Origin of the sequence: Shimia sp. Alg240-R146 (assembly GCF_947331465.1) — a bacterium.
Lineage (GTDB): Bacteria > Pseudomonadota > Alphaproteobacteria > Rhodobacterales > Rhodobacteraceae > Shimia.
In genome coordinates this window covers 58,717-72,645 of record NZ_CAMZOK010000003.1, presented here as the reverse complement: position 1 = coordinate 72,645, position 13,929 = coordinate 58,717, and the positions used below count along the sequence as shown (strand labels likewise).

11 protein-coding genes are annotated in these 13,929 nt (G+C 55.8%); 8 read left to right on the top strand and 3 right to left on the bottom strand.

The window, feature by feature from the left end; genetic code table 11:
* Positions 1 to 23: 23 nt before the first annotated feature.
* The 3 genes from PG871_RS15950 to PG871_RS15940 all read left to right on the top strand — a co-directional run bounded on the left by PG871_RS15950 (position 24) and on the right by PG871_RS15940 (position 3,187).
* Positions 24 to 1,049, top strand: a complete 1,026-nt coding sequence (locus PG871_RS15950; protein ID WP_270731027.1) for a TRAP transporter substrate-binding protein — start codon at positions 24 to 26, stop codon at positions 1,047 to 1,049.
* A gap of 108 nt (positions 1,050 to 1,157) precedes the next feature.
* The gene (locus PG871_RS15945; RefSeq protein WP_270731025.1) at positions 1,158 to 1,721 is read left to right on the top strand and encodes a TRAP transporter small permease subunit; all 564 of its coding nucleotides are present in this window, start codon (positions 1,158 to 1,160) and stop codon (positions 1,719 to 1,721) included.
* Positions 1,722 to 1,723: 2 nt separating this feature from the next.
* On the top strand, positions 1,724 to 3,187 hold the full coding sequence (locus PG871_RS15940; RefSeq protein WP_270731024.1) for a TRAP transporter large permease: 1,464 nt from the start codon (positions 1,724 to 1,726) through the stop codon (positions 3,185 to 3,187).
* Positions 3,188 to 3,220: 33 nt separating this feature from the next.
* On the opposite strand, the gene PG871_RS15935 is transcribed toward PG871_RS15940, so the two are convergent.
* Positions 3,221 to 4,105, bottom strand: a complete 885-nt coding sequence (locus PG871_RS15935) for a LysR substrate-binding domain-containing protein (RefSeq protein WP_333559685.1) — start codon at positions 4,103 to 4,105, stop codon at positions 3,221 to 3,223.
* 135 nt (positions 4,106 to 4,240) lie between these two features.
* On the opposite strand from PG871_RS15935, the gene PG871_RS15930 reads away from it, so the two are divergent.
* Positions 4,241 to 5,761 (top strand): trimethylamine methyltransferase family protein, encoded by a 1,521-nt coding sequence (locus PG871_RS15930; protein ID WP_270731022.1) that lies wholly within the window; start codon positions 4,241 to 4,243, stop codon positions 5,759 to 5,761.
* A gap of 125 nt (positions 5,762 to 5,886) precedes the next feature.
* A complete protein-coding gene (locus tag PG871_RS15925) occupies positions 5,887 to 8,331 on the top strand; it encodes a GcvT family protein (protein ID WP_270731020.1) in 2,445 nt (814 codons plus the stop codon).
* 461 nt (positions 8,332 to 8,792) lie between these two features.
* Here the strand turns inward: PG871_RS15925 and PG871_RS15920 are convergent, their stop codons facing one another.
* A complete protein-coding gene (locus tag PG871_RS15920) occupies positions 8,793 to 9,851 on the bottom strand; it encodes an ABC transporter ATP-binding protein (RefSeq protein WP_270731018.1) in 1,059 nt (352 codons plus the stop codon).
* Entirely contained in the window at positions 9,848 to 10,642 is a 795-nt protein-coding gene (locus tag PG871_RS15915; protein WP_270731017.1) for an IclR family transcriptional regulator, read from the bottom strand. The genes PG871_RS15920 and PG871_RS15915 overlap by 4 nt, the downstream gene beginning before the upstream one ends.
* Before the next feature lie 148 nt (positions 10,643 to 10,790).
* On the opposite strand from PG871_RS15915, the gene PG871_RS15910 reads away from it, so the two are divergent.
* From PG871_RS15910 to PG871_RS15900, 3 genes are all read left to right on the top strand, one after another.
* Complete coding sequence (locus tag PG871_RS15910; RefSeq protein WP_270731015.1) at positions 10,791 to 12,047, top strand: ABC transporter substrate-binding protein; 1,257 nt, start codon at positions 10,791 to 10,793, stop codon at positions 12,045 to 12,047.
* Between the two features lie 97 nt (positions 12,048 to 12,144).
* On the top strand, positions 12,145 to 13,071 hold the full coding sequence (locus tag PG871_RS15905; protein WP_270731013.1) for a carbohydrate ABC transporter permease: 927 nt from the start codon (positions 12,145 to 12,147) through the stop codon (positions 13,069 to 13,071).
* A 1-nt stretch (position 13,072) separates the two neighbouring features.
* Complete coding sequence (locus PG871_RS15900) at positions 13,073 to 13,921, top strand: carbohydrate ABC transporter permease (protein ID WP_270731012.1); 849 nt, start codon at positions 13,073 to 13,075, stop codon at positions 13,919 to 13,921.
* Positions 13,922 to 13,929: the final 8 nt, after the last annotated feature.

Sequence of the window (13,929 nt, the reverse complement as noted above, 5' to 3'; positions counted from 1 at the left end):
GGTGCACCATGGGAGGAGCAAACATGAAACATTTAATAGCAGCGGCCGCGATGTCGGTCGTCGCCACGTCGGCGCTTGCCGACAAGGTCACACTCAACATGCCGTCAACTTTCCCCGGCTCGCTGATCCAATTGGGTCAGGCAGGGGTCAAGTTGCAGGACACACTGAACCTGATTTCGGGTGGCGATATCGAGGTTGAGTTCTTTGAACCCAACGCGCTGGTTCCGCCGTTGGAGATCTATGACAACGTGTCCAACGGATCGATTGATGCAGGTTGGTCCGTACCCGGATATTGGGGTTCGAAAAACTCGGCGTATAACCTTTTCGCTGCCGTGCCATTTGGCCCGTCTGCCGGTGAGTACCTTGCGTGGCACTGGTACGGTGGCGGCGAAGAGATGATGAACGAAATCTACAACCGCGACGGCATTCAGTCGCTGGTCTGTGGGATCATCGCGCCCGAAGCATCCGGTTGGTTTCGCAAGGAAATCAAGTCAGCTGAGGATCTTAAGGGTCTGAAGATGCGCTTCTTTGGCCTCGGTGCAAAGGTGATGCAGAAACTGGGAGTGGATACACAGTTGCTGGCGGGTGGTGACATCTATCCGGCGCTGGAACGTGGCACAATTGACGCCACAGAATTCTCCATGCCTGCGATTGATCAGAACCTTGGGTTCTACAACATCGCAAAGCACTACTATTTCCCCGGTTGGCATCAGCAATCCACAGTTCAGGAGCTGATGATCTCCAAGGCCAAATGGGACGGCATGGATGACCGACAGCGCGGTTTGATCGAGACCGCCTGTAAGGCAAACGTGGCCAACCAACTTGCGGAAGGTGAAGCCATCCAGGGCAAAGCGTTGGCTGAGATGAAGGCACAGGGCGTCAACATCCATCAATGGGATGACGAGATGCTCGGCACCTTCAAATCTGCATGGGAAGAAGTTGTTGCCGAAGAAGCGGCGGCCAACCCTGACTTCCAGAAAGTCTGGGACAGCATGCAAACATTCCGCGCGGAATATGCCGTGTGGAGCGAACTTGGCTACCTGAAATAAGGTGTCTTGCCGGTCCGGTGTTCAAGCATCGGGCCGGCACATTAGATACGCCGCACCGAAGGCCTTTTAGTTACGTCAAACGGTGCGCTGAATGGAAGGAATTGAACCGTGCAAAGCCTATTGGGACTCAGCCGGCGAATTGATCGCTTGCTGGGCTTTTTTGCGTCAATCGGGGGGTGGCTTGGCTTCGCCTTGGTTCTTGTGGTCTGCTATGATGTAACCACACGCTATTTCGGTGTGCCAAAGCCCGCAGGCCTGAACTCAACCATGATCCAGGAGTTTGAATATTGGCTACACTCTGGCTTGATTGTCTTCGCTCTTGGCTACGCATATGTGCGAAACGCGCATGTCAGAATTGACCTGTTGCGGGAAAATTTCTCAAACAAAGCCAAGCATTTGATTGAGGCGATTGGAATTTCTCTGGCGCTTGTTCCTTACTCGGTGATCGGGCTGTGGCTCAGTTGGCCCTTTGTAAAACAATCATTCGTTTCTGGTGAGATTTCAAAGTCACAAACCGGGTTGAGCAACTTGTGGATCGTCAAGGCAGGGCTGTTGGCGTTGTTCCTGTTGTTATTGCTGGCAGGCTTATCGCAGTTGATCAAAGCGGTCGCAGGATACCTCGGAAAACTGAGCGCTGAACAAGAGGAAAACCTCTTTGGCGGGGGGCACTGATCATGGCCGAATTTCTTCCACTGTTCATGTTTGCCGCGCTTGGCATTTTGTTGTTTTCCGGCTTTCCGGTTGCGTTCATTCTCGGCGGAGTCGGGCTTGGATTTGCATTCATTGGCATAGTGCTGGGTGAGTTTCAGTTCATTTTCCTCAGGCTACTGCCAAGCCGGATATTCGGCGGGATCATGGAAAACCTAATCCTCACGGCGATCCCGATGTTCATCTTTATGGGAACAATGCTGGAGCGGTCCGGCATTGCGCGGGATTTGCTGAACTGTTTGCAGGTCTTGTTACGTAAAGTACCGGGCGGCTTGGCGCTCGCGGTCACATTGATGGGAACGATCCTGGCCGCGACCACGGGCATAATCGGGGCATCGGTCATCATGATGAGCCTGCTGGCTCTGCCTGTGATGATCGAGCGAAACTACAATCACGAATTGGCGACCGGCACCATCGCAGCGTCGGGCACATTAGGAATCCTAATCCCGCCATCCATCATGCTGGTTATTATGGCGGATTTGCTATCGCGGTCGGTCGGTAACCTGTTTGTGGCAGCGGTGTTTCCGGGGTTGATACTGGCTAGCCTCTATGTCGCATACATCGTTATTCGGTGTTGGATAAACCCGAGCCTTGCACCGCGACTGGAGGACAACATCGGGCCGCAAACTTGGGGTGGCACCATTGTGATGGTGTTGCGCAGTTTTGTGCCGCCTGTTGTGCTCATCGCTATGGTTTTGGGTTCGATCCTGGGGGGGCTAGCGACCCCGACGGAGGCCGCGGGTGTTGGCGCAATGGGGGCCGTGTTACTTGGGTTTATCAACCTGGTTTTGCTGCCTTGGTTGGGCGTAAAGGAGTTTGCGCTAGACACTCCTGGTGCGAACGTTGAGCTGGATGACCATGCGGTCGGTGGCGGGTTGCGCAATGAGCTACGGCACTACTGGCAGGTGATCAAAGGTGTGGTGGATGCCACAGCAATGACCAACGCAATGATCTTTGGTATTTTTGTAGGTGCCACGCTTTTTAGTTATGTTTTCAGACGCTTGGGTGGGGACGATCTAGTGATTGAGTTTGTGAACCATATGGGGTTTGGCCCATGGGGTTTGCTGTTCCTGATCCTCGGAATCGTCTTTATTCTGGGCTTCTTCTTTGACTGGATCGAGATCACGTTGATCGTTTTGCCTGTTTTTGCGCCGATCATTTCGCAGCTGGATTTTGGTGACCACGTGAGCAAGTTCGAGGTCACTTATTGGTTCGCGATTTTGCTGGCGGTGAACTTGCAAACGTCGTTCCTAACCCCACCGTTTGGGTTTGCGCTATTTTATATGAAGGCGGTGGCGCCCAAGGAGGTGAAAATTCAGGAGATCTACCGCGGCATCATCCCGTTCGTATTGCTTCAGCTTATCGGACTGGCCTTGGTCATCACCTTCCCGGACATCGCATTGTGGCTGCCAAGGGTGTTGTTGAACTGATCGGGTTTAGCGGCGCCACAACCGCCGCCCTTGTTAGGAGGGCGGCGGATGGTCCGGAAAGTCAGAGACTGAAATGATCCAGTCACGCACCTGTTTCGCATGTGGTGCCAAAGGGGCGTTTGCGGACCATACGACGTAGAAAGCGTTGCCTGTGCGCCAGCTCCATTCCGGCTTTCCGGCCAGGAGTTTACGATCGATCAGATTTCGCACCACGTGCTCCCATCCAAAGGCAAACCCCTCCCCAGACATGGCGGCTTGCAAGACCAGAGCGTAGTCATTCAGCCGCAATCCAGCGACGATGTCGCGGTCGCGAATGTCATGATGGGCAAACCAGTCGCCCCATGTCGGTCTCTCACGCACAGGCTCTTCAAGGTGAATAAGCCGCTCGTTCATGAGGGTCGGGATGGAGCGAAGGTTGCGGGCGGCGGCCAGGACCTGAGGTGATGCGACGGGAAAAATAACTTCTTCGGCGATTTTTGCAGCGTGACAACCGGGCCATGTGCCATTGCCCAAGCGTATGCCAAGGCTGATGTTTTCCATATCCAGATTTGGCTCCCGGTCACTGATTTGCAGGCGCAGATCAATGGATGGATGCTGGTCATGTAGTTTTTGTAGACGCGGAACCATCCAATAATGAGAGAACGCTGAAGAACTGTTGAGGGTCACGTGATCTTCGCGTCCCATCTGTCGAACCGATTGGACGGAGCGTTCAATGTCATCAAGAGATCTAGAAGTATCTGAAAATAAACGATTTCCAGCGGTAGTGAGCGTGACCTTGCGATGGCCGCGCACAAATAGTGTGACGCCCAGTGCCTCTTCCAGCTGCTTGATAGCCGCACTAACCGATGGCTGCTGCATGTTCAGTTCAGCCGCTGCGCGGGTGAAGCTGCCATGGCGGGCGGCGGCGGTGAAAATCACCAGATTGCGGGGCGAGTTTATCTGAGTCCATATGCTTGGCATAGGTTCTGTCTACTCAAACCATAGAGATAATCAAGGATCACGGGCGCATTGGCTGTGACTATGAAGGATCAGGACCTAACATAAGGTGATCCCATGGCCCGTCGTTCGCGTCGCACATCCGAGAGCCGCATCGAGGCGCCAGTCGCGCCGTATATCAAGCGTGTGTTGCCGTTCTTTGATCCGCTGGATGAGGAACAGATCGTCAAGCTTGAAGCGCAAGTCGATTGGATATTGGAGAACGTCGGCATTGCGTTTCGCGATGATCCCGAAGCGTTAAAAATCTGGAAGGCCGCCGGCATCACGCCTGAAGGCGAATTTGGTGATCTGATCAAAGCCGATGCCCAATGGGTGCGGGCGCAATGTGCCAAAGCCCCGAGCGAGTTTGTGCAACATGCCCGCAATCCCGCGCGATCGGTGACTATTGGCGGCAACAATCAGGTCTTTGCGCCGATCTATGGTGCGCCGTTTGTGCGCGATCTGAAGGGGGGGCGCCGCTATGCGACCTTTGAGGATTTCGAGAAGCTTTTGAAGCTTGCGTATATGCATCCCAACTTGCATCACACGGGGTTGGTGATCGCAGAACCGACGGACATTCCGGTGAGCAAACGGCATCTCGACATGCTGCTGGCACATATGACGCAATCGGACAAACCTCATCTTGGGGCCATCACCGAAATGGAGCGGGCGCAGGACAGCGTTGACATGGCTGAAATCCTGCATGGTGCTGATTTCATGGAAAACAATTGCGTCATCATGGCCAACGTCAACACCAACTCGCCCTTGCTGGTTGATAAGGTGGTGACACAGGCTGTGCGGGTCTATTGCGGACGCGGGCAGGCGATTGTTGTTGTGCCGTTCATCTTGTCCGGCGCGATGGGGCCGGTGAGCACTGCGGCGAGCGTCGCGCAGGCAATGGCCGAGGCCATGATGGTGTGTGCCTTCTCGCAATTGGTGCGCCCCGGAGCGCCGTTTGTGTTGGGTAATTTCCTGTCGTCGATGTCGCTAAAATCGGGCGCGCCGACCTTTGGTATGCCCGAGCCAGTAATGTCGAACTATGTGGTTGGCCAGATGGCGCGACGGCTTGGGTTGCCGCTGCGGTGTGGTGGATCCCTGTCGGCCAGCAAGATCGAGGATGCGCAGGCGGCATATGAGAGCGCGGACAGTATGCATTCAACCATGCTGGCTGGCGCAAATTTCGTATTGCATTCAGCTGGTTGGCTCGAAGGCGGGTTGTGCACCGGATTAGAGAAGCTGATCATGGATGCGGATCGTTTGGGCGGCTATCAGAAGGTGCTGAGCCAAGGGTTGGATCTATCGGATGAAGCGATGGCGCGGGACGCTTATAAAGAGGTGGGCGCAGGGGGGCATTTCCTTGGATGCGGCCACACCATGCGCAATTATCAAACCGCATTTTACGAGCCCGCCTTGAGCGACAGTGAGAACGTTGAAAGCTGGGAAGAGGGTGGCTCGCTCGACATGCGTGCACGGGCCTATGCCAAGTGGAACACCATGTTGGAGCAATACGAGGCCCCTGCGATTGATGTCGCCAGAAAGGACGCTCTGGAGGCCTATGTGGCACGCCGCAAGGAGGAGCTTCCAGATGCCTGGTATTGAGAAAGTCGCATTGGCAACAGCTATGCGAATTGGCGGTTTTGGGGCTTCGGTATCGCGGCTGCATCACGTCGGTAACGCGTCGGTGCGAAATTTGGAGCAAAGCATAAAGAACGGGGAGGGCGATCATGCCTGAGGTTGTCAAAGAAGGTGCGCAGGGCAAGCAACTGCCGAGCCATGCGAAAGTGGTCATAATCGGGGGCGGCGTCGTTGGGTGCTCGATCCTGTTTCATCTGGCCAAGTTTGGCTGGAAGGATGCGGTTCTGTTGGAGCGGGACGAACTGACCAGCGGGTCCAGCTGGCACGCCGCGGGGCAAATCCACACCATCAGCAGCGATCCAAATATCAGCCGCCTGCAGAGCTATACTATCGACCTTTATAAAGAGATCGAAGAGTTGTCGGGCCATTCCGTGGGCCTGCACATGACGGGTGGGTTTTATCTGGCGTCCAACAAGACGTGGCATGATTACCTGAAACGTGAGCGGTCCAAGGCGCGCTATATGGGACTGCATCAGGAATGGATCAGTCCCAAGGAATTGGCCGAGCGGCATCCGTTGATTGATCCCAAGCATTACTATGCGGCGCTGTGGGATGATCAGGACGGCGATCTGGATCCATCCGGCACGACCTATGCTTTTGCCAAAGCGGCGCGCACGTTTGGGGCGCAGTATTTCACCCACACACCGGCGACCAAGACGGAACAGCGGGCCGATGGAACGTGGGATGTGACCACGCCCAAAGGAGTGATCAATGCCGAGCATGTGGTGAATTGCGGTGGTCTGTGGGCGCGTGAAGTGGGGCACATGGGCGGGCTGAACCTGCCTGTGCAACCTATGGAGCATCATTACCTGATCACAGAGAAGATCGACGAGATTGCCAATTTCGGGTCGCGTCTGCCGTGCGGGATTGATTACGAGGCGAACATCTATTTCCGCCAAGAGCGCGAGGGCATGTTGTTGGGCACCTATGAACCCGTTGGGGTGCCGTGGAAGGTGGACGGCACGCCTTGGACGTTTGGGCACGAGCTGTTGCCGCCGAACCTTGAGCACATCGCGGATCGTTTGGAACTTGGATTTGAGCGTATTCCGGCGCTTGCAAACGCGGGTATCAAGGATGCGATCAACGGGCCGTTCACCTTTGGGCCGGATGGCAATCCGATGATCGGGCCGGTGCCCGGCATGACCAATTACTGGTGCGCTGTTGGCGTCATGGCGGGCTTCTGTCAGGGCGGGGGCGTGGGCCTCACGATGGCGGAGTGGATGATTGACGGGGAGCCGTCGATTGACGTTTGGGCGATGGATGTGGCGCGGTTCGGCAATTGGGCGAGCCCTGATTGGGGCACGGTGAAATCGACCGAGAACTATGAGCGCCGCTTTGTGATGACCTTCCCAAATGAAACCTTGCCGAAGGGTCGAAAACAGCAGACGACCGCGCTTTATGACCGGTTGGTGGCCAAGGGCGGGCGCATGGGGCAATCGTTCGGATTGGAGCATGTGTTGTGGTTCGCAGACGGGCCAGAGGATGCGCATGAAGACCCGACGTTTGAGCGCAACCGCAGCCATGACTATGTTGCGGCCGAATGCGCAGCCGTGCGGTCAGGTGTGGGCGGCATCGAGGTCGCGAATTTTGCCAAACATGTGATCAAGGGGCCGGGTGCGCGGGTGTGGCTCAACAAAACCATGGCGGGCTACATTCCCAAACCGGGGCGGATGACGCTGACACCGATGCTAACGGAAAAAGGTCGCCTGTATGGGGACTTAACTGTGGCCTGTTTGGGCGAGGAGCATTTCATGCTGTTCGGTTCAGGTGCCATGCAGGACGCGCATTCGCGGTTCTTTGCACGGACCTTGCCCGAGGAGGTGAGCCACATCAACGAGACCGAAAGCTGGCATGGGATTGCGGTGTCGGGGCCGAAATCGCGAGAGCTTCTGAGCCGGATCACGCGGGAGGATGTGTCGGCTGAGGGCATGGCGTTCCGTGATTGTCGCCAGACCTATGTGGGTGGCGTGCCTGTGGTGCTGAACCGGATCAGTTTCTCAGGCGAGTTGGGGTATGAGATCTACTGTCGTCCGCAGTATTTGATCCGCTTGTCGGAGGCGATTGAGGAGGCGGGGAGCGACCTCGGCTATCGTTGGTACGGCAACCGTGCATTGATGAGCCTGCGGCTTGAAAAGGGCTGGGGCGCTTGGGGGCTGGAGTTCCGGCCGGACTTCAACGCGGTTGAGGCGGGCATGGATGTATTCATCAACTGGAAGAAGGATTTTGTCGGCAAGGCAGCGACAGAGGCTGCGCGCGATGGCGGCGTTGCGCGCAAGCTGGTGACTTTGGTGATCGACACCGAGATCGACGTGACACTGGACGAGGCGGTGATGTTGGGCGGCGAGGCCGTGGGATACATCACGTCGGGGGGCTATGCGCATCACGTGGGCAAGTCGATGGCGATGGCATATGTCGCGCGCGAACATGCAGGGGCAGGTACGTCGCTGGATGTCGAAATCCTAGGTGAGATGAAACGCGCAGTGGTGCAGGGCGCGCCGGTATATGATGCCAACGGCGCCAATATGCGAGCCTGATACCAACGAGGTAGATCGGGCAAAGGCCAATTGGCTTTTGCCCGTGAAACGCTCTTGCAAAATCAACCCTGCCAACTGGAATTCTAATAATTGGATTTCATTCATTGGTGCGCTTGGATGCCTGTTTTGAGGGGTGTTGGGACCTCTGGGGCCGACACCTCTTGGATGCCTAGTGGCGGTCTTGGCAGCGGTGGCAATCCGGATGGGGATTGTGAGTATCGCAACACTGTACAGGCTTCGCGTCTTGAGGCGATCTCTCAGAGCAAGTGACTATCGCATATTGACCGGATACAGGCTCCTCGCCTCGAAGGCACCCATGCAGATGCAAGAAGGCCCGCCAGTTGGCGGGCCTTTCCTTTCGACTTCTGCCAATCGGAGCCGGTCTGTGATCGTGGGCAATCATGGGGTGATCGTGAACCAAGATCCTTTGGAGGGACAGGCGCCGGGAATCTTGTAAGGCGTCAGCGGATCCGCAAACCGGAGTCGCTGTCAAACAGGTAAAGACGTTTGGTATCCACGCTAAGGCCAACTGTTTCCCCTTCGGGGCTGCGGGTGTCGCCGCGTTCTTCGACGATCATCTGCTCCCCGCTTGGGGAGGAGAGGTAGCAATAACTGACCCCGCCGAGGGCTTCGGTCAACTCGATCTTTAGCTCGTCAGCGCTGTGGTCGAGTTCGATGTGTTCGGGACGGATGCCAACGGTCACCTTGCTCATGCCTTCGCGCAGTGCAACCGGAGAGGCCTGCGGGGTGCCAAAGGCGGGATGCACAAGATTGCCGTCCACCACGTCGCATTCAAGGAAGTTCATCGATGGCGAGCCGATGAAGCCGGCAACAAAGCGGTTGTCTGGATCGCGGTAGAGATCAAGTGGTGCGCCAACCTGTTCGATAATGCCATCGCGCAGGACGACGATTTTGTCAGCCATTGTCATGGCTTCGACCTGATCGTGGGTCACATAAATCATTGTGGCGCCGATTTCCTGATGCAGGCGGGAGATTTCCACGCGCATTTCGACACGCAATTCGGCGTCAAGGTTGGAGAGCGGTTCGTCAAACAGGAAGACTTCGGGGCCGCGGACAATGGCGCGGCCAATCGCGACGCGTTGACGTTGGCCACCCGAAAGTGCTTTGGGTTTGCGCTTGAGGTAGTGATCAAGTTTCAAGATCGCGCTGGCCTTGCCGACTTTCTTGTCGATTTCGGCTTTGGGCACGCCGTTCATTTTCAGGCCAAAACCCATGTTTTCCGCCACCGTCATATGCGGGTAAAGCGCGTAGGTCTGGAACACCATCGCCACACCGCGTTTGGCGGGGTCAACATTGGTCACGTCGCGCTGACCAATACTGATTTGGCCTTCTGTGGTTTCTTCCAGACCGGCAATCATCCGCAAAAGCGTGGACTTGCCGCAGCCTGAGGGGCCGACAAAAACGCAAAATTCGCCGTCTTCGATGTCGAGGTCGATGCCGTGGATCACCTGAGTTTCGCCGTAGCGTTTGATCGCGCCTTTGAGCGTTACACCTGTCATGGGTTCATCACCTTTTGTTGTCGTGTTTCTGGGAACCGCCAAGCCTGCGCTTCGCGACCAATGCGGGTCGCGGTGTCGATCACACGGGGCGCCCAGTCTTCGAGTTGTTCTAATGAGGTCCGGCTTGTGGGGCCGGTGACCGACAGCGCGCCAAGGGGGCGGCCATTTTTGGTCAGGATCGGCACCGCCACGCAGACGATACCCGGTTCGTGTTCTTCGCGGTCAAACCCATATCCGCGCGCGCGGATGTTGGCGAGTTCTGCCCGCAGTTCAGCCTCAGACGCCAAAGTCGTTGGGGTGAAGCGGTGAAAGCTTTGTTGTTGGATTGCACGCTCCAGTTCAGCCTCGCCCAGAAAGGCCATCATAGCTTTGCCAACACCGGTGCAATAGGCGGGGCCGACTTTTCCGGCCTGCGAATACATCTCGACCGGCTGGCGCGCGTTGCGTTTGTCCACATAGAGCACCTGTGAGGCGTCCAGCTGTGCAAGGTGCACGGTTTCGCCGATCTCAGCGGAGAGCGCATCAAGGTGCGGGCGCGCGATTGGGGCGAGTGAGCTTGTGGTCCAGGCGGCATGGGCAAGACGCACAAGGCGCATCCCCAGCGCATAGGTTTGGCGGTCCGCGTCATAGGACAGCATGCCCTGATTGGTCAGGGTTTGCAGAAAGCGATATAGCGTCGCTTTGGGATAGGCGCTGTTGTCTTGCAATTCACCAAAGCGCACAGGCCGCTCGTAAGCCGCAACCTGATCCAGCACGTCCAGTGCTTTACCGACTGTTCCGTCCCCTGACATGGGTGTTTGTCTCCTCCTCGTCTCAGGCTTTCGCCTAAGAATCTGTTGACAAGCTAGCCGACTCCGTGTGTAGATTTCAATATGTAAAACGCGGTTTCAAATAATGGAACCAAAACTTGCATGAATTTTGGAGCACAGGGAGGACACAATGCTTTCCAAAATCAAAACCACCGCTGCCGTGGCCGCGGTCGTATCGTCGTTTGCAGTGCCTGCTTCGGCAGAGCTGTCGGGCGATCTGACAATCTTCTTGGACACATCGAACCCGGCGCCACGCGCCACGATGGAAGCGATGATCGGTCGCTTTGGGGAGAAGCACCCTGATCTGAACATCGAAACAACGGTGATCGATCGCGAAGCGTATAAAACACAGATCCGCAACTTTCTGACCGCGAACGCGCCGGACGTTGCCACTTGGTACGCGGCCAACCGCATGCGTCCATACGTAGAAGCGGGCCTGTTTGAAGATGTTTCCGACCTTTATGCTGAGCCAGCAATGGCCGAGGGTCTGGCATCCACCAAAGGCGCTCTGACCATTGACGACAAGCAGTGGGGCGTTGCCTATACCTACTACCAGTGGGGCGTTTACTACCGCAAAGACATCTTTGCTGAGCTGGGTCTGTCCGAGCCAAAAACTTGGGACGAAGAAAAAGCAAACTGCGCCAAGATCGTTGAGTCTGGCCGTGCCTGCTACACCATTGGTACCAAGTACCTGTGGACTGCTGGCGGCTGGTTTGACTACATGAACATGCGCACGAACGGCTTTGATTTCCATATGGATCTGGCTGCAGGTAAAGTTGCCTGGACTGACGAGCGCGTGAAGCAGACTTTCATGAACTGGAAAGAGCTGATCGACATGGGCGGCTTTGTGGCTGATCACCAGACATACAGCTGGCAGGAAGCACTGCCGTTCATGGTCAAAGGTGAAGCGGCTGCGTATCTGATGGGTAACTTTGCTGTGGCTCCGCTGCGCGAAGCTGGCCTGACCGATGATCAGCTGGACTTCTACCAGTTCCCAATGATCAACCCTGATGTGGCTTTGTCGGAAGATGCTCCGACAGATACATTCCACATCCCTGCAAACGCCAAGAACAAAGAAGCTGCACGTGAATTCCTGCGCTTTGCGACTTCGGCTGAAGAGCAGACCATCATCAACAACGGCAAAAACCTCGGTCAGTTGCCTGTGAATGCTGGTTCTTCTGTTGATGACGACAAGTTCCTGCAGCAGGGCTTCAAGATGCTTTCCACCAACTCCACCGGTGGTGTTGCCCAGTTCTGGGATCGCGATGCTCCGGCAGAGATGGCCAAGGCATCCATGGAAGGTTTCCAGGAGTTCATGGTCAAGCCAGGCGAGCTGGACAAGATCCTTGCGAAACTCGAGCGCGCACGCGGTCGTATCTACAAATAAGTGTTTCACCTGCGCGCTTTGGCGCGTGGGGCTCACTTGAAATCGACAAGGCGGGGATTTCCTCCGCCTTGTCTCCCTCAAAAACCGGGCACCTTTCATGACCGTAGTTTCCGACATTCCCGAAACCGAAAGCTGGTTTCACCGCAACCAGCAAAAAATAGCGCCGTGGCTTTTTCTGGCGCCGGGTATTCTGTTCTTTGCAGTCTATGTGATTGCGCCGATTTTCCAGTCGTTCAACTTGTCGCTTTATGAGTGGGACGGGCTTGGCAAGGCGGAATACGTCGGCCTGAGCAACTATGAGCAGCTGTATTGGGAATATGTCGACCGCGACGCGTTCTTTATTTCGCTGAAGAACAACGTGATCTGGCTGGTGATGTATTTGCTAGCGATCCCTGCGGGGCTTTTCATTGCGCTGTTCCTCAATCAGACGGTGCGCGGCATCCGCATTTATAAGTCTTTGTTTTTCTTTCCATTTGTGATTTCCCAAGTGGTGGTCGGGCTGGTGTTCAGCTGGTTCTATGACCCCAATTTCGGCCTGCTCAACACGATGTTGGGGTGGATCAATCTTGGGCCGATCAACGTGCTGGGCAACGAAAACCTTGTGACCTATGGCATCATCATTGCCGGTCTGTGGCCGCAAACCGCATACTGCATGATCCTGTATCTGACCGGCTTGAATGCCGTTGATCCAGAACAGATCGAAGCCGGTCGTCTGGATGGCGCCAAGGGCCTGCGGATGCTGTGGCACATCATTCTGCCGCAACTGCGTCCTGCCACATTTATTGCATTTGTCGTCACCATCATTGGCGCGCTGCGCAGCTTTGATTTGGTGTCGATCATGACCGAGGGCGGGCCGTTCGGGTCCAGCCGCGTGCTGGCTTACTACATGTTCGAAGTCGCCTTGTCCGAATACGGGTTCCGCATGGGGTATGGCGCTGCCATCGCTGTAGTGCTGTTCCTGATCATGATGGTCTTCATCGCCTACTTCCTGTGGTCGATGTATCGCGAAGAGAAGGGCCACTGAGATGTTTCCTCAACCGATAGAAAAACAATCCGCTGGCGCGCAATTTGCCTATAAATCGCTGTTGCCCGTTGTGTTGTTGCTTTGGCTTGCGCCCTTGTTGGCAGTGGCGCTGTTCTCGATAAAGCCGGGCGCGGACTTTAGTTCGGGCAACTACTGGGGCGTGCCTTCGAGCTTTGAGGGCCTGACTAACTATGGGCAGGTGTTTTTCAACTCTGACATGCCGCGCTATTTGCTGAATTCTTTCATGATCACCATTCCGACGGTGATCGGCGCTGTGGCCCTGTCTTCGATGACGGGCTTTGCGCTGGGCGTTTACAAATTCCGTGCCAACTTGTGGATCTTTTTCCTGTTTGTGGCCGGCAACTTTGTGCCATTCCAAATTCTGATGGTGCCGGTGCGTGATCTGACCTTGAGCCTTGGGTTGTATGACACCAAGGCGGGTCTGGTGCTGTTCCATGTCGCTTTCCAAACAGGATTCTGCACGCTGTTCATGCGCAACTTCATCCGCGCCTTGCCGTTCGAATTGATCGAGGCTGCCCGCGTCGAAGGCGTGAGTGAAATCAGAATTTTCTGGTATGTGGTTCTGCCGCTCATGAAGCCTGCTTTGGCGGCTTTGTCGGTGCTGATTTTTACTTTCATCTGGAACGACTATTTCTGGGCGATTGTTCTGACACAAGGCCCCGACAGCCAGCCAGTAACCGCCGGCATCACTAGCTTTAACGCGCAGTTCCGTGCGGCCTATCACATGATGAGTGCTGGCTCGATCGTGGCGGCGTTGCCACCTGTGGCGATGTTCTTCCTGATGCAGAAACACTTTATTGCAGGTCTCACCCTGGGAGCCGTGAAGTGATCAAAGAC

Bases quoted from the DNA above. Each gene is read 5' to 3' on its own strand.
- PG871_RS15930 (WP_270731022.1), top strand. From the start codon at position 4,241: ATGGCCCGTCGTTCGCGTCGCACATCCGAGAGCCGCATCGAGGCGCCA.
- PG871_RS15900 (WP_270731012.1), top strand. From the start codon at position 13,073: ATGTTTCCTCAACCGATAGAAAAACAATCCGCTGGCGCGCAATTTGCC.
- PG871_RS15915 (WP_270731017.1), bottom strand. From the start codon at position 10,642: ATGTCAGGGGACGGAACAGTCGGTAAAGCACTGGACGTGCTGGATCAG.
- PG871_RS15905 (WP_270731013.1), top strand. From the start codon at position 12,145: ATGACCGTAGTTTCCGACATTCCCGAAACCGAAAGCTGGTTTCACCGC.
- PG871_RS15910 (WP_270731015.1), top strand. From the start codon at position 10,791: ATGCTTTCCAAAATCAAAACCACCGCTGCCGTGGCCGCGGTCGTATCG.
- PG871_RS15950 (WP_270731027.1), top strand. From the start codon at position 24: ATGAAACATTTAATAGCAGCGGCCGCGATGTCGGTCGTCGCCACGTCG.
- PG871_RS15925 (WP_270731020.1), top strand. From the start codon at position 5,887: ATGCCTGAGGTTGTCAAAGAAGGTGCGCAGGGCAAGCAACTGCCGAGC.
- PG871_RS15920 (WP_270731018.1), bottom strand. From the start codon at position 9,851: ATGACAGGTGTAACGCTCAAAGGCGCGATCAAACGCTACGGCGAAACT.
- PG871_RS15940 (WP_270731024.1), top strand. From the start codon at position 1,724: ATGGCCGAATTTCTTCCACTGTTCATGTTTGCCGCGCTTGGCATTTTG.